The 18567-nt window shown below is 47.8% G+C and carries 21 protein-coding genes; 20 read left to right on the plus strand and 1 reads right to left on the minus strand.

Features of this window, described 5'->3' with window-relative positions; all coding sequences use genetic code 11:
• Positions 1–19 precede the first annotated feature (19 nt).
• From AR442_RS07775 to AR442_RS07830, 11 genes are all read left to right on the plus strand, one after another.
• Positions 20–1135, plus strand: coding sequence for a prephenate dehydrogenase (locus AR442_RS07775; RefSeq protein WP_025649795.1), 1116 nt, complete (start codon positions 20–22; stop codon positions 1133–1135).
• Positions 1136–1146: 11 nt separating this feature from the next.
• A complete protein-coding gene (gene aroA / locus AR442_RS07780; protein ID WP_032863584.1) occupies positions 1147–2433 on the plus strand; it encodes a 3-phosphoshikimate 1-carboxyvinyltransferase in 1287 nt (428 codons plus the stop codon).
• 317 nt (positions 2434–2750) lie between these two features.
• Positions 2751–4022: a tetratricopeptide repeat protein gene (locus AR442_RS07790; RefSeq protein ID WP_014418250.1), complete on the plus strand. Its 1272-nt coding sequence runs from the start codon at positions 2751–2753 to the stop codon at positions 4020–4022.
• Between the two features lie 73 nt (positions 4023–4095).
• Positions 4096–4635, plus strand: a complete 540-nt coding sequence (locus tag AR442_RS07795; protein ID WP_003153482.1) for a ReoY family proteolytic degradation factor — start codon at positions 4096–4098, stop codon at positions 4633–4635.
• Between the two features lie 54 nt (positions 4636–4689).
• On the plus strand, positions 4690–5136 hold the full coding sequence (locus AR442_RS07800) for a YpiF family protein (RefSeq protein ID WP_003153483.1): 447 nt from the start codon (positions 4690–4692) through the stop codon (positions 5134–5136).
• Positions 5137–5273: 137 nt separating this feature from the next.
• On the plus strand, positions 5274–5777 hold the full coding sequence (locus AR442_RS07805; protein WP_003153484.1) for a Rieske (2Fe-2S) protein: 504 nt from the start codon (positions 5274–5276) through the stop codon (positions 5775–5777).
• 1 nt (position 5778) lies between these two features.
• Positions 5779–6453 (plus strand): menaquinol-cytochrome c reductase cytochrome b subunit, encoded by a 675-nt coding sequence (gene qcrB / locus AR442_RS07810; RefSeq protein ID WP_003153485.1) that lies wholly within the window; start codon positions 5779–5781, stop codon positions 6451–6453.
• Between the two features lie 31 nt (positions 6454–6484).
• On the plus strand, positions 6485–7252 hold the full coding sequence (locus AR442_RS07815) for a menaquinol-cytochrome c reductase cytochrome b/c subunit (RefSeq protein ID WP_007409471.1): 768 nt from the start codon (positions 6485–6487) through the stop codon (positions 7250–7252).
• A 107-nt stretch (positions 7253–7359) separates the two neighbouring features.
• Complete coding sequence (gene lhaT, locus AR442_RS07820) at positions 7360–7953, plus strand: lipoprotein heptaprenylglyceryl N-acetyltransferase LhaT (RefSeq protein ID WP_014721418.1); 594 nt, start codon at positions 7360–7362, stop codon at positions 7951–7953.
• A gap of 67 nt (positions 7954–8020) precedes the next feature.
• Positions 8021–8803 (plus strand): sporulation protein YpjB, encoded by a 783-nt coding sequence (gene ypjB, locus AR442_RS07825; protein WP_025649791.1) that lies wholly within the window; start codon positions 8021–8023, stop codon positions 8801–8803.
• Positions 8804–8832: 29 nt separating this feature from the next.
• Positions 8833–10008 carry an oxalate decarboxylase family bicupin gene (locus AR442_RS07830; RefSeq protein WP_014418246.1) on the plus strand — a complete coding sequence of 392 codons (1176 nt, stop codon included), beginning with the start codon at positions 8833–8835 and terminating at the stop codon, positions 10006–10008.
• Between the two features lie 23 nt (positions 10009–10031).
• On the opposite strand, the gene AR442_RS07835 is transcribed toward AR442_RS07830, so the two are convergent.
• Positions 10032–10904, minus strand: coding sequence for a YitT family protein (locus tag AR442_RS07835; protein ID WP_003153493.1), 873 nt, complete (start codon positions 10902–10904; stop codon positions 10032–10034).
• A 142-nt stretch (positions 10905–11046) separates the two neighbouring features.
• Here AR442_RS07835 and AR442_RS07840 point away from each other — a divergent pair, with 142 nt between their 5' ends.
• From AR442_RS07840 to panC, 9 genes are all read left to right on the plus strand, one after another.
• Complete coding sequence (locus AR442_RS07840; RefSeq protein ID WP_003153495.1) at positions 11047–11382, plus strand: nucleotide pyrophosphohydrolase; 336 nt, start codon at positions 11047–11049, stop codon at positions 11380–11382.
• 8 nt (positions 11383–11390) lie between these two features.
• Positions 11391–12194 carry a 4-hydroxy-tetrahydrodipicolinate reductase gene (gene dapB, locus AR442_RS07845; protein WP_014418245.1) on the plus strand — a complete coding sequence of 268 codons (804 nt, stop codon included), beginning with the start codon at positions 11391–11393 and terminating at the stop codon, positions 12192–12194.
• Between the two features lie 23 nt (positions 12195–12217).
• Positions 12218–12631 carry a methylglyoxal synthase gene (gene mgsA, locus AR442_RS07850; protein ID WP_003153499.1) on the plus strand — a complete coding sequence of 138 codons (414 nt, stop codon included), beginning with the start codon at positions 12218–12220 and terminating at the stop codon, positions 12629–12631.
• Positions 12624–13337 carry a bacillithiol biosynthesis deacetylase BshB1 gene (gene bshB1, locus AR442_RS07855; RefSeq protein ID WP_014418244.1) on the plus strand — a complete coding sequence of 238 codons (714 nt, stop codon included), beginning with the start codon at positions 12624–12626 and terminating at the stop codon, positions 13335–13337. The genes mgsA and bshB1 overlap by 8 nt, the downstream gene beginning before the upstream one ends.
• Positions 13334–14467, plus strand: a complete 1134-nt coding sequence (gene bshA, locus AR442_RS07860) for an N-acetyl-alpha-D-glucosaminyl L-malate synthase BshA (RefSeq protein ID WP_015240093.1) — start codon at positions 13334–13336, stop codon at positions 14465–14467. Before bshB1 ends, bshA begins: the two co-directional genes overlap by 4 nt.
• Positions 14468–14471: 4 nt before the next feature.
• On the plus strand, positions 14472–15662 hold the full coding sequence (locus tag AR442_RS07865) for a CCA tRNA nucleotidyltransferase (protein WP_053284891.1): 1191 nt from the start codon (positions 14472–14474) through the stop codon (positions 15660–15662).
• A complete protein-coding gene (locus AR442_RS07870) occupies positions 15647–16624 on the plus strand; it encodes a biotin--[acetyl-CoA-carboxylase] ligase (protein WP_053284890.1) in 978 nt (325 codons plus the stop codon). Before AR442_RS07865 ends, AR442_RS07870 begins: the two co-directional genes overlap by 16 nt.
• Positions 16625–16868: 244 nt before the next feature.
• Positions 16869–17702, plus strand: a complete 834-nt coding sequence (gene panB, locus AR442_RS07875; RefSeq protein ID WP_007409480.1) for a 3-methyl-2-oxobutanoate hydroxymethyltransferase — start codon at positions 16869–16871, stop codon at positions 17700–17702.
• Between the two features lie 3 nt (positions 17703–17705).
• The gene (panC, locus tag AR442_RS07880; protein ID WP_029973653.1) at positions 17706–18566 is read left to right on the plus strand and encodes a pantoate--beta-alanine ligase; all 861 of its coding nucleotides are present in this window, start codon (positions 17706–17708) and stop codon (positions 18564–18566) included.
• The last annotated feature ends 1 nt before the right edge of the window (position 18567 follow it).

The following is an 18567-nucleotide window of genomic DNA, read 5'->3' on the forward strand; positions in this document are numbered from 1 at the left end:
AAAATAGTTGAAAAAGGAAATGAGTGAAATGAAGGATACTATATTGCTTGCGGGGATCGGGCTGATCGGCGGATCGATCGCATTGGCCATCAAAAAGGAGCATCCGCATAAACGGATTATCGGTGTGGATATTTCGGAAGAACAGCTCACTGCCGCGCTGAAGCTCGGAATTATTGACGAGCGGGCCGGCTCATTTACGGAAGGGGCGCAGCAAGCGTCTGTTGTCATTATCGCCACGCCTGTCGCCCAAACGCTGAAAATGCTCGATGTGCTGGCCGAATCAGACATCACCCATGAACTCCTGATTACGGATGTCGGCAGCACGAAACAGAAAGTCGTCAGCTACGCCGACAAAGTGCTTCCGGCTCACTATCAATTTGTCGGCGGCCATCCGATGGCGGGATCTCATAAATCCGGGGCCGCTGCCGCGAAAGAATTTTTATTCGAAAATGCGTTTTACATTTTAACACCCGGAAAATCAACTTCTAAAGAGTCAGTAACGCATCTGAAGGAACTCTTGAAAGCGGCAAACGCCCACTTTGTGGAGATGACTCCCGAGGAGCATGACGGCGTAACGAGCGTCATCAGCCATTTCCCTCATATCGTTGCTGCAAGCCTCGTACATCAGGCTCATCATGCTGAAGAAGATTATCCGTTTTTGAAACGTTTCGCAGCCGGCGGTTTTCGGGACATCACCAGGATCGCCTCAAGCAGTCCGGCGATGTGGAGGGACATACTTCTTCATAACAAAGATAAACTGCTTGACCGCTTCAAAGAATGGAAACGGGAGATTGACACGATCGAATCTTATGTAGAAAATGAAGATGCGGACAGCCTGTTCGGATATTTTAAAAAAGCGAAAGATTATCGCGACGGTCTGCCGCTCCGTCAAAAAGGAGCGATCCCGTCCTTTTATGACCTTTATGTCGATGTTCCCGATCATCCGGGGGTCATTTCGGAAATTACGGCGATATTGGCAGAAGAAAAAATCAGTATCACCAACATCCGCATTATCGAAACAAGAGAAGATATTAACGGAATTCTCAGAATCAGTTTCCAGACTGATGATGACAGGAAGCGGGCGGAAACCTGCATTCAATCCCGCGCTAAATATGACACATTTTACGCTGACTGAGGTGGAAAACATTGAAAAGAGAAAAAGTGATGTCTTTAAACGGTGAAATTCATATTCCGGGGGATAAATCCATCTCCCACCGTTCTGTTATGTTCGGAGCGCTTGCGGAAGGAACGACAACGGTAAAAAACTTTTTGCCCGGAGCCGATTGTCTGAGCACCATTGCCTGCTTCAGAAAAATGGGTGTCTCCATTGAACAAAACGGAAGTGATGTAACGATATACGGGAAGGGCATTGACGCACTTTGTGAGCCTGACAGCCTTCTTGATGTCGGAAATTCCGGCACGACCATCCGCCTGATGCTCGGCATTTTAGCCGGACGCCCATTTCACAGTACGGTAGCGGGCGACGAAAGTATTGCAAAGCGCCCGATGAAGAGGGTGACGGAGCCTTTAAAACAGATGGGAGCCGCGATTGACGGAAGAGCGGACGGAGGATTTACGCCTTTATCCGTAAGAGGCGGACAATTGAAAGGCATTGATTACGTCTCCCCTGTTGCAAGCGCGCAGATCAAATCCGCCGTGCTGCTTGCCGGATTGCAGGCTGAAGGGACGACGACCGTCACTGAGCCTCATAAATCAAGAGACCATACGGAACGGATGCTGAACGCTTTTGGCGCCGAGCTTGCGGAAACGGAGACGAGCGCTTCCGTAACGGGCGGTCAGAAGCTTCGGGGAGCTGATATTTTCGTGCCCGGCGATATTTCTTCAGCGGCCTTTTTCCTCGCCGCAGGCGCTGTCGTTCCCGGAAGCCGGATTGTGCTGAAAAATGTCGGCCTGAATCCGACACGCACGGGAATGATTGATGTCTTAAAGCAAATGGGGGCTTCACTTGAAGTGATTCGTTCAGAAGCGGACAGCGCGGAGCCTTACGGAGACCTGGTTATTGAGTCTTCAGATCTGAAAGCGGCAGAAATCGGCGGAGAAATCATTCCCCGTTTAATTGACGAGATCCCGATTATCGCCCTTTTGGCAACGCAGGCTGAAGGCACAACTGTCATTAAAGACGCTGCGGAGCTGAAGGTGAAGGAAACGAACCGGATCGACACCGTCGTATCAGAGCTCCGGAAAATCGGCGCAGACATTGAACCGACTGAAGACGGCATGAAAATACACGGCAAAAAAATGCTTGCGGGCGGAGCCGATGTGTCAAGCCACGGCGACCACCGCATCGGCATGATGCTCGGTATCGCTTCATGCCTGACAGAAGAGCCGATTGACATCCGTGATACTGAGGCGATCCATGTCTCATATCCGTCATTTTTTGAGCATTTAGATCAATTAGCCAAAAAAGCCTGAAGACGATTCTTCGGGCTTTTTTCTTCATGAGTCATAAAATCTTGGGCTTTGACATAGCTTGTCTTAAACAGAAAAATAAAAGAAAGGGGGAATGCGTTTTCGTTACAGAAACAGCCGGAACAAATTGCGCTGTTTGCGTATAAAGATGCCGTCCCCTTTTTTGCCGTTTTCCTCTTAACCATTTTCTGATAAACTATAATGCCGGGTGAAGCATCTTATTTGCGGGCAGGCCCTGTCTGAATTATGATAAGAATAACCCGAATAAAAACCCTTTTCATTGGTTGATGAGGTATAGGAAAAGAAAGGACCGGTCTGATTTGAATACATTGATTCAAGAAGCCATAAAATTAGTTGAAGCAGGTGAAACCGAAAAGGGACTCAAAGCGCTTTCAAAAGCTGAAACGCAGCTTCATGACGAAGACAAAGCCATTGCAGCCCAGCTCTACTATGAATGGGGAAACGCCGAAAAAGCGTTAGCGCTGATCAGTGATCTGCATGACCTTTATCCGGATGAGTCTGAGCTGACGAATTTTTACGCCGAATTGTTAATAGATATTGATGAAGAAGAAAAAGCTCTTGAGGTGCTGGAGACGATTTCTCCGGAAGACCCGTCTTACGCGGAAAGCCTTCTTTTAATGGCTGATCTGTATCAGATGCAGGGCTTATTTGAAGTAAGTGAGCAAAAGCTGTTACAGGCGAAAGCGATGTTACAAGATGAACCTGTTATTGATTTCGCTCTGGGGGAATTATACTTCACTCAGGGGTCATACGCAAAAGCCGTTCCGTACTATGAAGAGACGGCAAAAGAACGGCACGAAATCGGCGGCGTAAATGTTCATCAGAGGCTGGCTGAGTCATTGAGCGCGGCGGGCGAATTTGAGGAAGCGATTTCATGGTATGAAAAAGCGGCGGCAGAACATACAGAACCGAATACGATTTTCGGATACGGGTTCACAGCCTATCAGGCGGGAATGGTCAAAACAGCCATCAAGCAGCTGTCTGATTTAAAAGGGCTTGACCCTTCCTATTCATCGCTTTATATGCCGCTTGCAAAAAGCTATGAGGCAGAAGGCATGTATGAAGATGCATTAAAAACCGCTAAAGAAGGTATTACTTACGATGAATACAATAAAGAGCTTTTTCTCTATGCGGCGAAAATGGCGTTAAAGCTCGGCAACGAAGAGGAAGGCAAAAAGCTTCTTCAGGAAGCGCTGGCGCTCGATCCGGGTTACGTGGAAGCGCTCCATACGCTTTTAGCCGTCTATCATAAAGAAGAAAGCTTTGAAGAGATTATTGATCTGATTCAGGAAGTCCGCGGCTACGGAGAAGAAGATCCGAAATACAATTGGTATTTGGCGGGTGCCTATACAGGCCTTGAGCAATACGCTGAAGCGAAAAAAAGCTTCGAAGCTGCGTATCTCCATTATCAGGATGATCGGGATTTCTTATATGAATACGCTCACTTCTTATTGGAAGAGGGCCTCCAGAAAGAAGCGCTGCCGCTTTTAAAACAAGTGCTTTCAATGGATGGAACAAACGAAGAGCTTGAAGAAACAATCTTACGGATAGAGGATGAATTTTTAAGATAAGCAGGATTTTGGACCATGCTTGCTGAATGTATAAGTGATGTCAGATTATACGATCGATAGAGGAGGGAATTACATGCAGACCCCTGTTTCTGTCAATGAAAAAAAGGATTTTATCCGTTGGTTTTTAAATCATTATCAGCTTAAACGCCGGGAGTGCGTCTGGATTTTAAATTATTTAATGAGTCATGATTCATTAATGGAAAAAGTCCATTTTGTAGAACAAGCTGAATTTTGCCCGCGAGGCATTATCATGTCTACTCATTGCGTTGATGAGGTGCCGTTTAGGTTTTACAAAGAAAATGTCATGACTACGGACGCGGAAAAATCTTTTCACGACATCCGGTTAAATAAACAGCAGGATTTATTTATCCAGCTGAATTTCCGTTCGGCCTACAGCTCACCGGAATATGCCGCTGTTCTTGAATCAAATCCGCATCTGCCGAAAGACCTGTTTGAAAATAAACAGGATCAGGGGATGGCTGAAAAAATATTAGAACATGCCATTTCCACTTTCCAGCGGGAAAAGCTGCTTAAAGATATCGACGAGGCGCTGGACCGCCACGACAAAGAAACATTTGAAAAGCTTTCCCGCCAATTGAATCAGCTCACATAAATGACAGCCTTGCAGAGTATGCAAGGCTTGTTGCGTAAAGAGGAGGAACGAGACATGAGATGGAGGGCCGCTGATGCCGATGCCTATTTACAATCTGCGGATTACATTGATACCGCTGTCATTCCGTTAATTTCCATAACATCTTCAGGAGGCTTAAAAGAGGCCGTTGAACAGGGGGAAAGCACCCAATTGCTTTCTGAAGAGCTTGAGCGCCAATTGAAGGGACGGGTATATTTATTCCCCTCTTATACATATGTTGATATAGACCAATCACAAATCGCCCTGCTTCAAAAACTTAAAGAAGAGGTGATGACCAACTTCCGGCACGCCTTGTTCCTGACGGCAGACGAAAAATGGAAGGATTCTGAAATAGGGTCTGATGTCATATACATACCTGCCGTTCCGTTTGAACATATGAAAGACTCTTTAAAGAGAAAAATAGCGGATGACAAGTGCGGAGAAATTTTGAACGTTTTGTTACAGAAGTGGAACAATTCTTAAAAACTCCATACATCCCGCAAAACACCCGTTTTGCCTCTGTTGACCTTGCTGAAAGATTCATATATTATGAGGGTGTCAAATCTCTGAATTATTTTCTATTTTAGTTAATTTTTGGTCAATCTTTAGGGGGGGAAGAGATGGGCGGAAAACAAGATATATCAAGAAGACAATTTTTAAACTATGCGCTCACCGGCGTGGGGGGATTTATGGCCGCCAGTGCGCTTATGCCCATGGTCCGTTTTGCGCTGGACCCGGTATTAAAACCGACGGGAGATCAAAAAATGGTGCAGGTTGTCAGTGTGGATGAGCTGACGAAGGAGCCAAAGCGGTTTGACTTTAAAATTCATCAAGTCGACGCCTGGTACGAATCGGAAGAATCCAGGTCAGCCTGGGTTTACAAGCACGGGGATGAAATTATAGCGCTTTCTCCGATCTGTAAGCATTTGGGCTGCACCGTAAACTGGAACAATGATCCTAAAAATCCGAACAAGTTCTTTTGTCCCTGCCATTACGGGCTGTATGAAAAAGACGGCACGAACGTTCCGGGCACGCCGCCGCTCGCGCCTCTTGACCGTTATGAGCAAAAAGTAAAGGACGGCTTTTTGTATCTTGGAAAAGCAAAGCCTAGGGGGGAAGGGTGACATGCTGAATAAAATTTATGACTGGGTGGATGAACGTCTCGATATTACGCCGATGTGGCGGGATATCGCCGACCATGAAGTGCCGGAACATGTAAATCCCGCTCACCATTTCTCGGCTTTTGTCTATTGTTTCGGCGGTTTGACGTTTTTTGTAACCGTTATCCAAGTGCTGTCCGGGATGTTTTTAACGATGTATTATGTGCCGGATATAAAAAACGCGTGGGAATCTGTGTATTATTTGCAGAATGAAGTCGCTTTCGGGCAGATTGTAAGGGGTATGCACCATTGGGGCGCAAGTTTAGTCATTGTGATGATGTTTTTACATACGCTGCGGGTTTTCTTTCAGGGAGCTTATAAAAAGCCTCGGGAATTGAACTGGATCGTCGGTGTTCTGATCTTTTTTGTGATGCTCGGTCTCGGTTTTACAGGGTATCTGCTTCCGTGGGATATGAAGGCGCTGTTTGCGACAAAGGTAGGTCTTCAGATTGCGGAGGCGACGCCATTGATCGGAGCGCAGGTGAAAACTCTTCTTGCCGGCCACCACGATATTGTCGGCGCCCAAACGCTGACGAGATTTTTTGCGATTCACGTATTTTTTCTCCCTGCCGCTTTGTTTGCGCTCATGGGCGCCCACTTTGTCATGATCCGCAAGCAGGGAATTTCAGGACCGCTTTAATACTAATCTGATATAAAAGGGAGGGGATGACATGCACCGGGGGAAAGGAATGAAGTTTGTAGGAGATTCAAGGATACCGGCTGAAAAAAAACCGAATATACCGAAAGACTATTCAGAGTATCCTGGAAAGACAGAGGCGTTTTGGCCGAACTTCCTGCTGAAAGAATGGATGGTCGGGGCCGTTTTCCTCGTCGGATTTCTCGTTTTAACGATTGTGCACGAGCCGCCTTTGGAACGGGTGGCGGACCCGACGGATACAGGGTATATTCCGCTGCCGGATTGGTATTTTCTATTTTTATACCAGCTATTAAAATATGAATATGCCGCAGGGAGCTACACCGTTATCGGCGCGATGATTATACCGGGTCTTGCCTTCGGGTCGCTGCTTTTGGCTCCGTTTCTCGACAGGGGGTCTGAAAGAAGGCCGTGGAAGCGTCCGGTTGCGGTCGGCATGATGCTTTTAGCGCTTTGCGCTACGGTCTTTTTAACGTGGCAGTCAGTCGCGACGCATGACTGGGCGAAGGCGGAGGAGCAAGGGAAAATCAAAAAAGAAGCCGCCATTGATACTGAATCAGACGGTTATAAGGTATTTAAAGAACAAGGCTGTATTTCCTGTCACGGGGATAATCTTCAAGGCGGAAGCGCCGGTCCGTCCCTGGTCGATAACGGGCTGAGCCCGGAAGAAATTAAAAAAATCGCCGTCAAAGGGAAAGGGCAGATGCCAGCCGGCATTTTTAAAGGGAATGACAAACAGCTTGATCAGCTGGCGAAGTTCATTTCTGAAACGACAGCGAAATAACGTATTGTGAAGCAGATAATAGCAGGATATACTTTTATGAAAAGAGCTGACCGGATGTCAGCTTTTTTTGCATGATACATACTTTTTACGGACTGAGAGTTGATGGTATGAGGTGGATTTCTTATCTTTTAGGGTTGCGCGGCATGCTTCTGCTTGTTCTTGCCGTTAATTTTATCGGTACGGTGTACGGCTATTATTGGTATGTGCCTCAGCTTGCGGACACGCCGTTCCGATTTCTGATATTTGTGCCTGACAGCCCGACGGCGACGTTTTTCTTCCTGTTCGTGCTTCTGGCATTTCTCATGAAAAGAAACGCGCCGCTGTTTGAAGCGCTGGCTCTTGTAACTCTTGTAAAATACGGGCTGTGGGCGGTCGGAATGAATGTCTTTGTGTTGGCCAAAATGGGGCAGATGCCTTGGGAAGGGTACATGCTGATTGCTTCACATTTTGCCATGGCCGTTCAAGGCGTTTTATACAGCCCGTATTTTCGGTTCCGGTTATGGCATCTTGCCGCTGCCGCTGTTTGGACGCTTCATAATGATGTCATTGATTATCTTTTCGGCATGATGCCCCGCTACTCAATGCTCAATGACTATATGCAAGAGATCGGCTATGCTACATTCTGGCTGAGCATATTTTCACTCAGCCTTGCATACTATTTGGTGATTTCCAAAAGACGGATAAAGCTTGACTTACACTGATAGAATCTTGGTCTAACCTTGTCCCGCTCCTCATATTCTGTAAAGAGAAGGAGTGGGAGGGACCTCTATGAAACGAAAGCTGACGATCTGTCTTTTACTTGCTCTTATGTGTTTCATCACAACTGCCAAAGCTGAAGATGAGGGCGGTCTCAAGGAACTGAACGACCTTTCGGATACCGTTTTCCAAATGACGCGGCATTCGCAGTATGATGAGGCTCTGCAAGTGCTTGGCTACTTTAAGAAAAAAATGACACACGTAAACTCACTGAACGGCGCCGAAGTCAGGCAGGTGACTCTGGGTTTCAATGATTTAGTGCGCGTTCTGAAACAGGCAGACGCCTCAGATAACGAAAAAATCCGGGCAGCCGCCCAGTTCAGGTTGGTAATGGATGCGATGGAAGACCACTCCGATCCGCTGTGGGGTTCGCTTGAAAGACCGATTATGGCGACATTCAGCGCCTTAAAAGAAGATGTCAGCGGAAACGGAAGTGAAAATTTCAATGAAAAGTGGAATGAATTTATATCATTATATGATTTAATTTATCCCAGCCTGACAATGGATGTGTCGGCCGGCCAGCTTGATACGGTGGCGAAACATATCGAGGTAATTGAGCAGGAAGGGTTTCAGCAGATGACAAAAGGAACAAAGCTTGAGCGTCTGACGCTCCTGCAGCAGGATTTAAAGCGGGTTTTTGACAAGGTGGAGCGGGATGACGCTGATCCTTCGCTGCTCTGGGTCATTCTGACAACAGGCGGTATCATTATTACTGCGCTGACATATGTCGGCTACCGAAAATACAGAGCGGAAAAAAAGAAAGAGAAAAAGCGTGAGTATCCTAAGTCTAAATAAACACAAATTGCTGTAAAGGAGCTAAGCCAGTGAAAAAACTCATCCAGCAATTGGCTTCAAAACACCTCCCGCAGCCGATCAGAGGCAGAAAAGGGGCGACTGACGAAGGACCGCGAAACCTCCCGCGTGACTTCCAGAATCCTGACATGCTCGTTCCGCCTTCAACGGATGCAGGAACGGTTCAAAATTTGAAATTCTCATTTTCTGATACGCATATGAGGCTTGAAGACGGAGGATGGTCCAGAGAGGTGACGGTCAGGGAACTGCCGGTATCCAAAAACATCGCGGCGGTGAACATGAGACTGAAGCCGGGAGCTGTGCGGGAGCTTCATTGGCATAAAGAAGCCGAATGGGGATATGTGATTAACGGAGGAGTCCGTTTAACTGCGGTCGATCAAAATGGGCGGAATTTTATTGATAATGTCAGTGAAGGGGATCTGTGGTATTTTCCTTCCGGCATTCCTCATTCCATTCAAGGATTAGAGCAGGGAAGTGAGTTTTTGCTCGTCTTTGATGACGGCTCTTTTTCAGAAAACAGCACCTTTTCAGTAACGGACTGGTTTGCCCATACCCCGCGCAGCGTGCTGGAGGCGAACTTCGGTGTTCCCGGATATGAGTTGGCTTATATTCACAAGAAAGAGCGTTACATGTTCCAGTTGGAACCTCCTCCACCTATCGAGCAGGCAGCAGTTTCTTCCCCGGAAGGCACCGTTTTGGAGCCGTTCAGCTACAAGCTTTCCCGGCAGGAGCCCCTTGTTACCAGCGGGGGAAGAGTAAAGATTGTCGATTCAAAAACGTTTAAGGTGTCAAAAACGATTGCCGCAGCTCTTGTGGAGGTCGAACCCGGGGGCATGAGAGAATTGCATTGGCATCCGAATACGGACGAGTGGCAGTATTATCTTTCAGGAGAAGCGAAAATGACGGTGTTTGCGGCGGAAGGAAGAGCGCGGACATTTAACTATCAAGCGGGTGACGTAGGATATGTTCCTTTTGCAATGGGACATTATGTTCAGAATACCGGTGACACCGTGCTTCGCTTTCTGGAAATCTTCAAAAGCGACCGTTTCGAAGACGTCTCTTTAAACCAATGGCTGGCACTGACGCCGCAGCGCTTCGTCGAGCAGACGCTCAATGTCAGTCCGGCATTCGCCCGCCGATTGAAAAAGAAAAAATCACCGGTTGTCAAATGGAAACACGAACAGTAAAGGCGGCAAAAGCCGCCTTTTTATTATCGTCTGATCGGATTTTTATTTTCATCAAGCGTAAATCCTTCGCCGAGCACATCATGGACGTCGCTTACTGCAACAAAGGCGTGCGGGTCAACGGAAGTGATGACGCTTTTCAAAAGCACAATTTCGTTTTTCGGAACGACGCAGTAAAGAACGTCCCTGTCTTCTTTTGTATATGATCCCTGTCCTTTCAAAACGGTGACGCCGCGCTCCATCTCTTCAATGATTTTTTGCTGGATCAAATCGTTTTTCGAAGAAATAATCGTTGCCCCTTTTGCGGCATAGCCGCCTTCCTGTATAAAATCAATCAATCTCGCAGCGACAAAAACGGCTACAAGCGTGTACATCGCTTCCTTGTAAGAAAGATACGTAAACAAAGAAAGAAGAATGACACAGGCGTCAAAGGCAAACATCGTCCGGCCCATCGGGATTCCGAAAAATTTGTTGATCAGCCTGGCGATGATATCGACCCCGCCCGTCGTGCCGCCGTATTTAAAAATAATGCCGAGACCCGCGCCGATAAATACACCGGCGAACAAGGCGGCCAGCGCTAAATCATGGGACAGCGGCATATGAATTTCGTAGCGCTGAAAAACACTCAGAAAAACAGAAAGAGAGACGGTGCCGATCAGGGTATAGACAAACATCGTCCGGCCGAGCATACGCCAGCCGATGAAAAAGATAGGAATGTTCAATACCAGGTTGGAAATAGAAGGGCTGATGTGGAATAACGCATATAAAAGCAGCGTAATGCCGGTAAATCCGCCTTCCGCCAAATTGTTCTGCATATTAAAGTGAACCAGTCCGAATGAAAAAACAGCGGCGCCGATTAAAATAAAGCAAATGTTTTTGATTCTGATTTCTCCAAGCATTGCATCAAACCCCTTTTCCTTCCATAAGATTGCGTAAATATTATAGTGGATACAAAAGAAAACAGCAAACTGCCGTTTTTAACATTTGTCAAATGTACTTGAATTAGCTAACATGGAAGAGATGACAGGAGGTATTCGCACAGTGAGTGACAAAACGATGAAAGACTTACAAGCTGAGGTCGATGAATATATCGGCCAATTCAAAGAAGGCTATTTCAGCCCGCTTGCCATGATGGCCCGTCTCACGGAAGAACTGGGCGAACTTGCAAGAGAAGTCAACCATTATTATGGGGAAAAGCCGAAGAAAACGACGGAAAATGAGAAAAGCATGGAAGAGGAAATGGGCGATGTGCTGTTCGTCCTGATCTGCCTCGCCAACTCCCTTGATATTTCATTGGAGGAAGCTCATAACCGCGTCATGCATAAATTTAATACACGTGATAAAGACCGCTGGACTAGAAAAGAAGAAGGAAAGTAGGAGAAACCATGTCAAATGAAACCATTAAAGTCGTCATTGCCGGACCGAGAGGCAGAATGGGCCAGGAGGCCGTAAAACTTGCCGTCCGCACGCCTCATTTTGAGCTTGTCGGCGCCATTGACCATACATACGATCAGCAAACATTGCGGGAAGTGATGTCAGCTGATTCAGACGCTCTTATTTATACGGATATCCGCACATGTTTCCAAGTAACAAAACCGGATGTGCTGATCGATTTGACAACGCCTGAAATCGGCAAAAAACATACGAAAGCCGCTCTTGAACACGGCGTCCGCCCCGTTGTGGGAACGACCGGATTTTCTGAAGCGGATTTAGAGGAGCTTCAAGCCTTGACTGAAGAAAAAGGAATCGGCGCCATCATCGCTCCGAACTTTGCATTGGGCGCGGTGCTGATGATGAAGTTCTCACAAATGGCCGCCAACTATTTTGAAGATGTAGAAATCATTGAGCTTCATCATGATCAAAAGCTGGATGCCCCGAGCGGAACGGCGCTGAAAACAGCGGAAATGATCTCAAGCGTCCGTACAGAAAAGCAGCAGGGCCATCCTGATGAAAAAGAAATTCTGCCGGGCGCCCGCGGTGCTGAATTAAACGGCATCCGCCTTCACAGCGTGCGTCTGCCGGGCCTTATCGCCCACCAGGAAGTCATGTTCGGCATGGACGGCCAGACGCTGAAACTGCGCCATGACTCCTATAACCGGGCTTCCTTTATGTCAGGAGTGAAGCTGTCAGTGGAGCAAGTGATGAAAATCGACCAGCTTGTATACGGACTCGAAAATATTATCGACTGAATCGGCAAGGGGGAGAACATCAAATGAAAATTGCTTTGATTGCTCACGATAAAAAAAAGCAGGATATGGTTCAGTTTACGACCGCATATAAAGATATACTGAGCCATCATGAGTTATACGCGACAGGTACGACGGGCCTGAAAATCCAGGAAGCGACCGGATTGTCTGTTGAACGTTTTCAATCCGGCCCGCTCGGCGGAGATCAGCAAATCGGCGCATTGATTGCAGCAAATGCCCTGGATCTCGTCATTTTTCTGCGCGATCCGTTAACTGCGCAGCCTCACGAACCGGATGTCTCGGCGCTGATCCGGCTGTGTGACGTATACGCGATCCCGCTCGCCACAAATATGGGAACAGCGGAAATCCTCGTCCGGACGCTGGATGGCGGGGCATTTGATTTCCGCAATCTTGTGCGCGGAGGAGAGCCGAATGTCTGAACACGTTGATATTCTGGCGTTCGGCGCCCATAGTGATGATGTCGAGATCGGTATGGGCGGCACGATCGCAAAATTTACGGCTCAAGGAAAAACCGCGGTGATATGCGATTTGACCGAGGCCGAACTATCATCTAACGGAACGGTAGGGATAAGAAAAGAAGAAGCGGCAAAGGCGGCCCGAATTCTTGGCGTAAAAGAGAGAATCCAGCTTACGCTTCCCGACCGCGGGCTTTTGAAAAGTGAGGACGGCATCCGCCGGATTGTCAGTGTCATCAGAGCCTGCCGGCCGAAAACCGTTTTCATGCCTTATCCGAAAGACCGTCATCCTGACCACGGCAATGCGGCGGCTTTGGTCGAAGAAGCGGTGTTCTCGGCAGGAATTCATAAATACAGAGATCACCAGGAACTGCCGGCTCATAAGGCTCAGCGCGTATACTATTATATGATCAACGGGTTTCACCGTCCGGACTTTGTAATCGACATAACGGAAACCATCGATCTGAAAAAAGAAAGCCTGCACGCCTATCAAAGCCAGTTTATTCCTACGGCGCAGTCAGTGAACACACCGCTGACCAACGGTTATATCGAAATGGTGGAAGCGAGGGAAAGACTGTATGGTAAAGAAGCCGGGACGGGGTATGCCGAAGGTTTCTTTTCAAAACAGCTTCCCGTTTTGAATGATGATGTTTTTGGGGGCGGACAATGAGACCATTAAAAATAGGGATTACATGCTACCCGAGTGTCGGAGGCTCGGGTATTATTGCGACGGAACTCGGCAAGCTGCTTGCGGAAAAAGGGCACCAGGTTCATTTCATCACATCAAGCATCCCGTTCAGATTAAATACATATCATCCGAATATTCATTTTCATGAGGTGGAAGTCAACCAATACGCGGTATTTAAATATCCGCCTTATGACCTTACGCTGGCGAGCAAAATCGCCGAGGTTGCCGCGAGGGAAAATCTTGATATCATTCACGCGCATTATGCGCTGCCGCATGCGGTATGCGCTTATCTCGCCAAACAGATGCTCAAGCGCGACATCGGCATCGTGACGACGCTTCACGGTACGGACATCACCGTTTTAGGATATGATCCGTCATTAAAGGATTTAATCCGTTTTGCCATCGAAGCGTCCGACAGAGTGACGGCGGTATCAACCGCGCTTGCCGGAGAAACATATGACTTAATCAAGCCGGATAAAAAAATTGAGACCATCTACAACTTTATTGATGAACGTGTTTATCTTAAGAAAAATACAGAGAGTATAAAAGAGAAACATGGCATTTTGCCGGATGAAAAGGTCGTCATCCATGTTTCGAACTTCAGAAAAGTAAAACGTGTTAAAGATGTCATCCGCGTTTTCCGTAATATCGCAGCCAAAACAAAGGCGAAGCTCCTGCTTGTCGGCGACGGGCCGGAAAAGTGCGTCGCTTGGCAGCTTGTCGAAAAATACGGACTGCAGGATCAAGTGCTGCTCCTCGGAAATCAGGACAGAGTGGAAGAGCTGTATTCCATCAGCGATCTTAAGCTTCTTCTGTCTGAAAAAGAAAGTTTCGGACTCGTCCTCCTTGAAGCGATGGCCTGCGGCGTGCCGTGCATCGGAACAAATATCGGCGGAATCCCGGAAGTGATTAAAGATCAAGTAAGCGGTTTTCTGGTGGAAGTCGGAGATATTCAGGCGGCATCTGAAAAAGCGCTTGCCGTTTTAGAAGATAAACAGCTCAGCAAACGATTGACTGATCATGCGCTGAAAATGGTGGAGACCGCCTTTTCTTCGCAAAGAATCGTCAGTCAGTATGAACGGATTTATGACGAATTGGCAGGACCGGAGTGATCTTATGGAACAGGAATTTGTCAAAGCCCTCCCCATCCTTCATCATCTGATGAAGGCGGGCCATCAGGCGTACTTTGTCGGGGGAGCCGTCAGAGACAGCTATATGAAACGGAAAATAGGTGATGTGGATATCGCAACCAGCGCTTCGCCGAATGAGGTGGAGCGCCTCTTTAAGCGGACTGTCGATGTAGGAAAAGAGCACGGCACCGTAATCGTCTTGTGGGAAGATGAAACCTATGAAGTCACCACTTTTCGCGCCGAATCAGAATATAAGGACTACCGGCGCCCTGAAGCTGTGCGGTTCATTACTTCTTTATCAGAAGACTTAAAGCGGAGAGACTTAACGATAAATGCGATGGCGATGTCTGCCGAGGGAGAGCTGCTTGATTATTTCGGAGGCGCGCATGATATCGGTCAAAAGCTGATCCGTACGGTGGGTAATCCTGAAGACCGTTTTCGGGAAGACGCTCTGCGGATGATGAGAGCCGTCCGCTTTATGAGTCAGCTCGGCTTTCTGTTAGAAAAAGAAACAAGAGAGGCCGTCATAAAAGACAGGGAGCTTTTGGCACATGTATCAGTAGAACGAAAGACCGTCGAATTTGAAAAGCTGATGCAGGGCGCTTCCTCACAAGAAGCGATCCAAACGATGGTGCAAACAGGTCTGATACAAGAGCTGCCCGGCCTTTCCGGTTATGAGCAGCAAATGCTTGAAGCGAGCGGATTTCCGTTTTCTTCTTTAGATGCACGCGAAGAACGCTGGGCAGCGCTGTTATTGTTTCTCGGTCTTTGTCCGAAAAGCGCCGAGGCGTTTTTAAAACAATGGAAACTGCCGGGAAAAGTCATAAAAAAAGCGGTGCAGATCATAAGCGTTTATCCGGCGCAGCTGGAAGCGGAAGCGATGTACCGGGCGGGAGAGGCGCTGTTTTCAGCCGTTAAAATCGGGATGCTGAAAAAGCATAAGACGATTGATGAACAAAAGCTGAAAGAGGTTCAGAGCCTGTATGATCAGCTGCCGATCAAAAGCCTTCGAGACCTCGACATTTCAGGCGCTGATCTGATGAAGCTCAGAAACCGCCGCGCGGGTAAATGGGTGGCCGAGGAACTTCGCCGGATCGAAGAAGCGGTATTGGCAGGGAAGCTCCCTAACCGAAAACATGACATAAAGGAGTGGCTCGCATCATGGGATCAACATTAAGAACCCGATTAATTGATTTATTTTCTGAGGCGGGTGACGGCTTTATCTCCGGGCAGAAAATAAGTGACGCGCTCGGCTGCTCGAGAACCGCCGTTTGGAAACATATAGAGGAGCTCCGCAAAGAGGGCTATGAGGTTGAGGCGGTCAGACGAAAAGGGTACAGGCTCATTAAAAAACCGGGGAAACTCAGTGAATCCGAAATCCGTTTCGGGCTGAAAACAGAGGTTTTGGGCAAACAGCTTCATTACCGGGACGTCCTGCCGTCCACCCAAAAAACCGCTCATGAACTTGCCAATGACGGTGCGCCGGAAGGGACGCTCGTAGTCGCCGATAAACAAACGGCAGGCAGAGGAAGAATGGCCAGAGTGTGGCATTCACAGGAGGGAAACGGGATTTGGATGAGCCTCATTCTGAGACCCGACGTTCCTTTGCAAAAAACGCCTCAGCTCACCCTGTTATCCGCCGTTGCGGTCGTACAGGCCATCGAGGCTTTTACAGGTGTACAGCCCGCCATTAAATGGCCGAATGATTTAATGATTCACGGCAAAAAAGCCGTCGGGATTTTAACTGAGCTGCAGGCAGAAGAAGACCGTGTCCGTTCGGTTATTCTTGGGATCGGCATCAACGTGAACCAGCAGGAAACCGATTTTCCCGGCGAGCTTCAGGACATTGCGACAAGCCTCAGCATGGAAGCCGGCGAAAAAATTGACAGAGCGGGTCTGATACAAGAGATTTTGCTGACTTTTGAAAAACGCTATCAGGATTATTTGAAGCACGGCTTTACACCGATCAAGCTGTTATGGGAAAGCTATGCGGTCGGACTGGGGAACGAGCTCAGAGCGAGAACGCTGCAAGGAACGTTTTACGGGAAATCGCTCGGCATTGATGATGAGGGAGTTCTTCTCCTGGAAACGAGAGCCGGTATAAAGAAGATCTATTCTGCCGATATTGAGCTCAATTAATCTTAGTTGGTACAAGCCTCGTGAATTTGGTATACTTCCTATGGGCAGTATCATAATGAACTGCACCTGATCAGCAGAACAGAGATTACGAAAAGTCTGCCTTGATCCAAAAAAGGACTGGGACAGAGGGATGACATTCGCCGAACGTTAAACAAGTGGGAATCCTTCTTATTTTACAGAAGGCTTTTTTGCTTGCGAAGAATTGGCGGCTCATCTCCTCACCGTTTAGAGGAGGAGAAACAGAATGAAAACAAAACTGGATTTCATGAAAATGAAGGAAAACGGAGAGCCGATCGTGATGCTGACCGCTTACGATTATCCGCAGGCAAAGCTTGCGGAACAGGCGGGAGTCGACATGATTTTAGTCGGGGATTCGCTCGGAATGGTCGTGCTCGGACTCGATTCAACAGTCGGCGTAACGGTCAGTGACATGATTCACCATACAAAAGCGGTAAAACGCGGTGCGAAAAATACGTTTATCGTAACTGACATGCCGTTTATGTCTTACCACCTTTCAAAAGAAGATACATTGAAAAACGCCGCGGCTATTATTCAGGAAAGCGGCGCGGACGCGTTAAAGCTGGAAGGCGGAGACGGCGTTTTCGAATCCATCCGTGCGCTGACTCTCGGCGGAATTCCCGTCGTCAGCCATTTAGGCCTCACACCGCAGTCTGTCGGCGTATTAGGCGGATATAAAGTGCAGGGAAAAGATGAGCAAAGCGCGAAAAAGCTCATTGAAGACAGCATCAAATGCGAGCAGGCAGGAGCGATGATGCTCGTGCTTGAATGCGTGCCTGCTGAACTGACTGCTAAAATAAAAGAAGAAGTATCCATTCCCGTCATCGGAATCGGAGCCGGTTCAAAAGCGGACGGCCAAGTCCTTGTTTATCATGACGTCGTCGGCCACGGCGTGGACAGAACACCCAAGTTCGTGAAGCAATACGCCAAAATCGACGGCACGATTGAGTCGGCCCTCAGTGATTATGTCCGTGATGTGAAAGAACGGGTTTTCCCGGAAGAAAAGCATTCCTTTCAGATAAACCAAACTGTGCTGCAAGGCTTGTACGGAGGAAAGTAAGCGATGAAACAACTGACAGAAACTCAACAGCTGAAAGAATTAATTGCACAATACCGCTCAGAAGGCCGGACGATCGGATTCGTCCCGACAATGGGTTTTCTTCATGAAGGACATCTGACGCTGGTTGAAAAAGCAAGCAAAGAAAACGATATTGTCGTGATGAGCATCTTTGTCAATCCGACTCAATTCGGACCGGGCGAGGATTACGAAGCATATCCGCGGGATTTAAAGCGCGATGCCCGGCTTGCAGAACAGGCGGGGGCAGATGTTTTGTTTACGCCGTCTCCAAGTGACATGTATAAAGGCGAGCAAAATGTTGCCGTGCAAGTGAAAAGGAGAACTGACGTGTTGTGCGGCGCCTCCCGCGTCGGCCATTTTGACGGAGTGGCCACTGTGCTGACGAAGTTTTTCAATCTCGTTAAACCGACCCGCGCCTACTTCGGCCTGAAAGATGCCCAGCAGGCAGCGGTTGTGGACGGATTGATTGAGGATTTCTTTATGGATATCGAATTGGTTGCAGTGGACACGGTCAGAGAAGAAGACGGACTTGCCAAAAGCTCTCGCAACGTCTATCTGACTGAGCAGGAACGCAAAGAAGCGCCGATGATCTATAAAGCATTGCAGCAAGGTGCCGAACTGATCAAAGACGGTGAAAGAAATCCGGAAACCGTCATAAAAACCGTCACCGATATCATCGAAAACACAAGCGGCGTCATTGATTATGCCGAACTGTACGCTTATCCGGAGCTGACTCCGCTTAAAACATTAAACGGCAAGGTCATTCTGGCCTGCGCCGTCCAATTTTCTAAAGCCAGACTGATTGATAATATCATTATTGATATTGATGAATGGGAGAGATCATAAT

This window comes from Bacillus velezensis (assembly GCF_001461825.1).
GTDB classification, from domain to species: domain Bacteria; phylum Bacillota; class Bacilli; order Bacillales; family Bacillaceae; genus Bacillus; species Bacillus velezensis.

What these genes read in the sequence shown, in the direction of transcription:
- AR442_RS07835 (WP_003153493.1), bottom strand. Translation starts at nt 10,904, where the DNA reads ATGCTTGGAGAAATCAGAATCAAAAACATTTGCTTTATTTTAATCGGC.
- bshB1 (WP_014418244.1), top strand. Translation starts at nt 12,624, where the DNA reads ATGTCTGAACACGTTGATATTCTGGCGTTCGGCGCCCATAGTGATGAT.
- AR442_RS07775 (WP_025649795.1), top strand. Translation starts at nt 20, where the DNA reads ATGAGTGAAATGAAGGATACTATATTGCTTGCGGGGATCGGGCTGATC.
- AR442_RS07795 (WP_003153482.1), top strand. Translation starts at nt 4,096, where the DNA reads ATGCAGACCCCTGTTTCTGTCAATGAAAAAAAGGATTTTATCCGTTGG.
- AR442_RS07800 (WP_003153483.1), top strand. Translation starts at nt 4,690, where the DNA reads ATGAGATGGAGGGCCGCTGATGCCGATGCCTATTTACAATCTGCGGAT.
- qcrB (WP_003153485.1), top strand. Translation starts at nt 5,779, where the DNA reads ATGCTGAATAAAATTTATGACTGGGTGGATGAACGTCTCGATATTACG.
- AR442_RS07815 (WP_007409471.1), top strand. Translation starts at nt 6,485, where the DNA reads ATGCACCGGGGGAAAGGAATGAAGTTTGTAGGAGATTCAAGGATACCG.
- AR442_RS07865 (WP_053284891.1), top strand. Translation starts at nt 14,472, where the DNA reads ATGGAACAGGAATTTGTCAAAGCCCTCCCCATCCTTCATCATCTGATG.
- lhaT (WP_014721418.1), top strand. Translation starts at nt 7,360, where the DNA reads ATGAGGTGGATTTCTTATCTTTTAGGGTTGCGCGGCATGCTTCTGCTT.
- AR442_RS07805 (WP_003153484.1), top strand. Translation starts at nt 5,274, where the DNA reads ATGGGCGGAAAACAAGATATATCAAGAAGACAATTTTTAAACTATGCG.
- panC (WP_029973653.1), top strand. Translation starts at nt 17,706, where the DNA reads ATGAAACAACTGACAGAAACTCAACAGCTGAAAGAATTAATTGCACAA.
- ypjB (WP_025649791.1), top strand. Translation starts at nt 8,021, where the DNA reads ATGAAACGAAAGCTGACGATCTGTCTTTTACTTGCTCTTATGTGTTTC.
- dapB (WP_014418245.1), top strand. Translation starts at nt 11,391, where the DNA reads ATGTCAAATGAAACCATTAAAGTCGTCATTGCCGGACCGAGAGGCAGA.
- bshA (WP_015240093.1), top strand. Translation starts at nt 13,334, where the DNA reads ATGAGACCATTAAAAATAGGGATTACATGCTACCCGAGTGTCGGAGGC.
- AR442_RS07870 (WP_053284890.1), top strand. Translation starts at nt 15,647, where the DNA reads ATGGGATCAACATTAAGAACCCGATTAATTGATTTATTTTCTGAGGCG.
- mgsA (WP_003153499.1), top strand. Translation starts at nt 12,218, where the DNA reads ATGAAAATTGCTTTGATTGCTCACGATAAAAAAAAGCAGGATATGGTT.
- panB (WP_007409480.1), top strand. Translation starts at nt 16,869, where the DNA reads ATGAAAACAAAACTGGATTTCATGAAAATGAAGGAAAACGGAGAGCCG.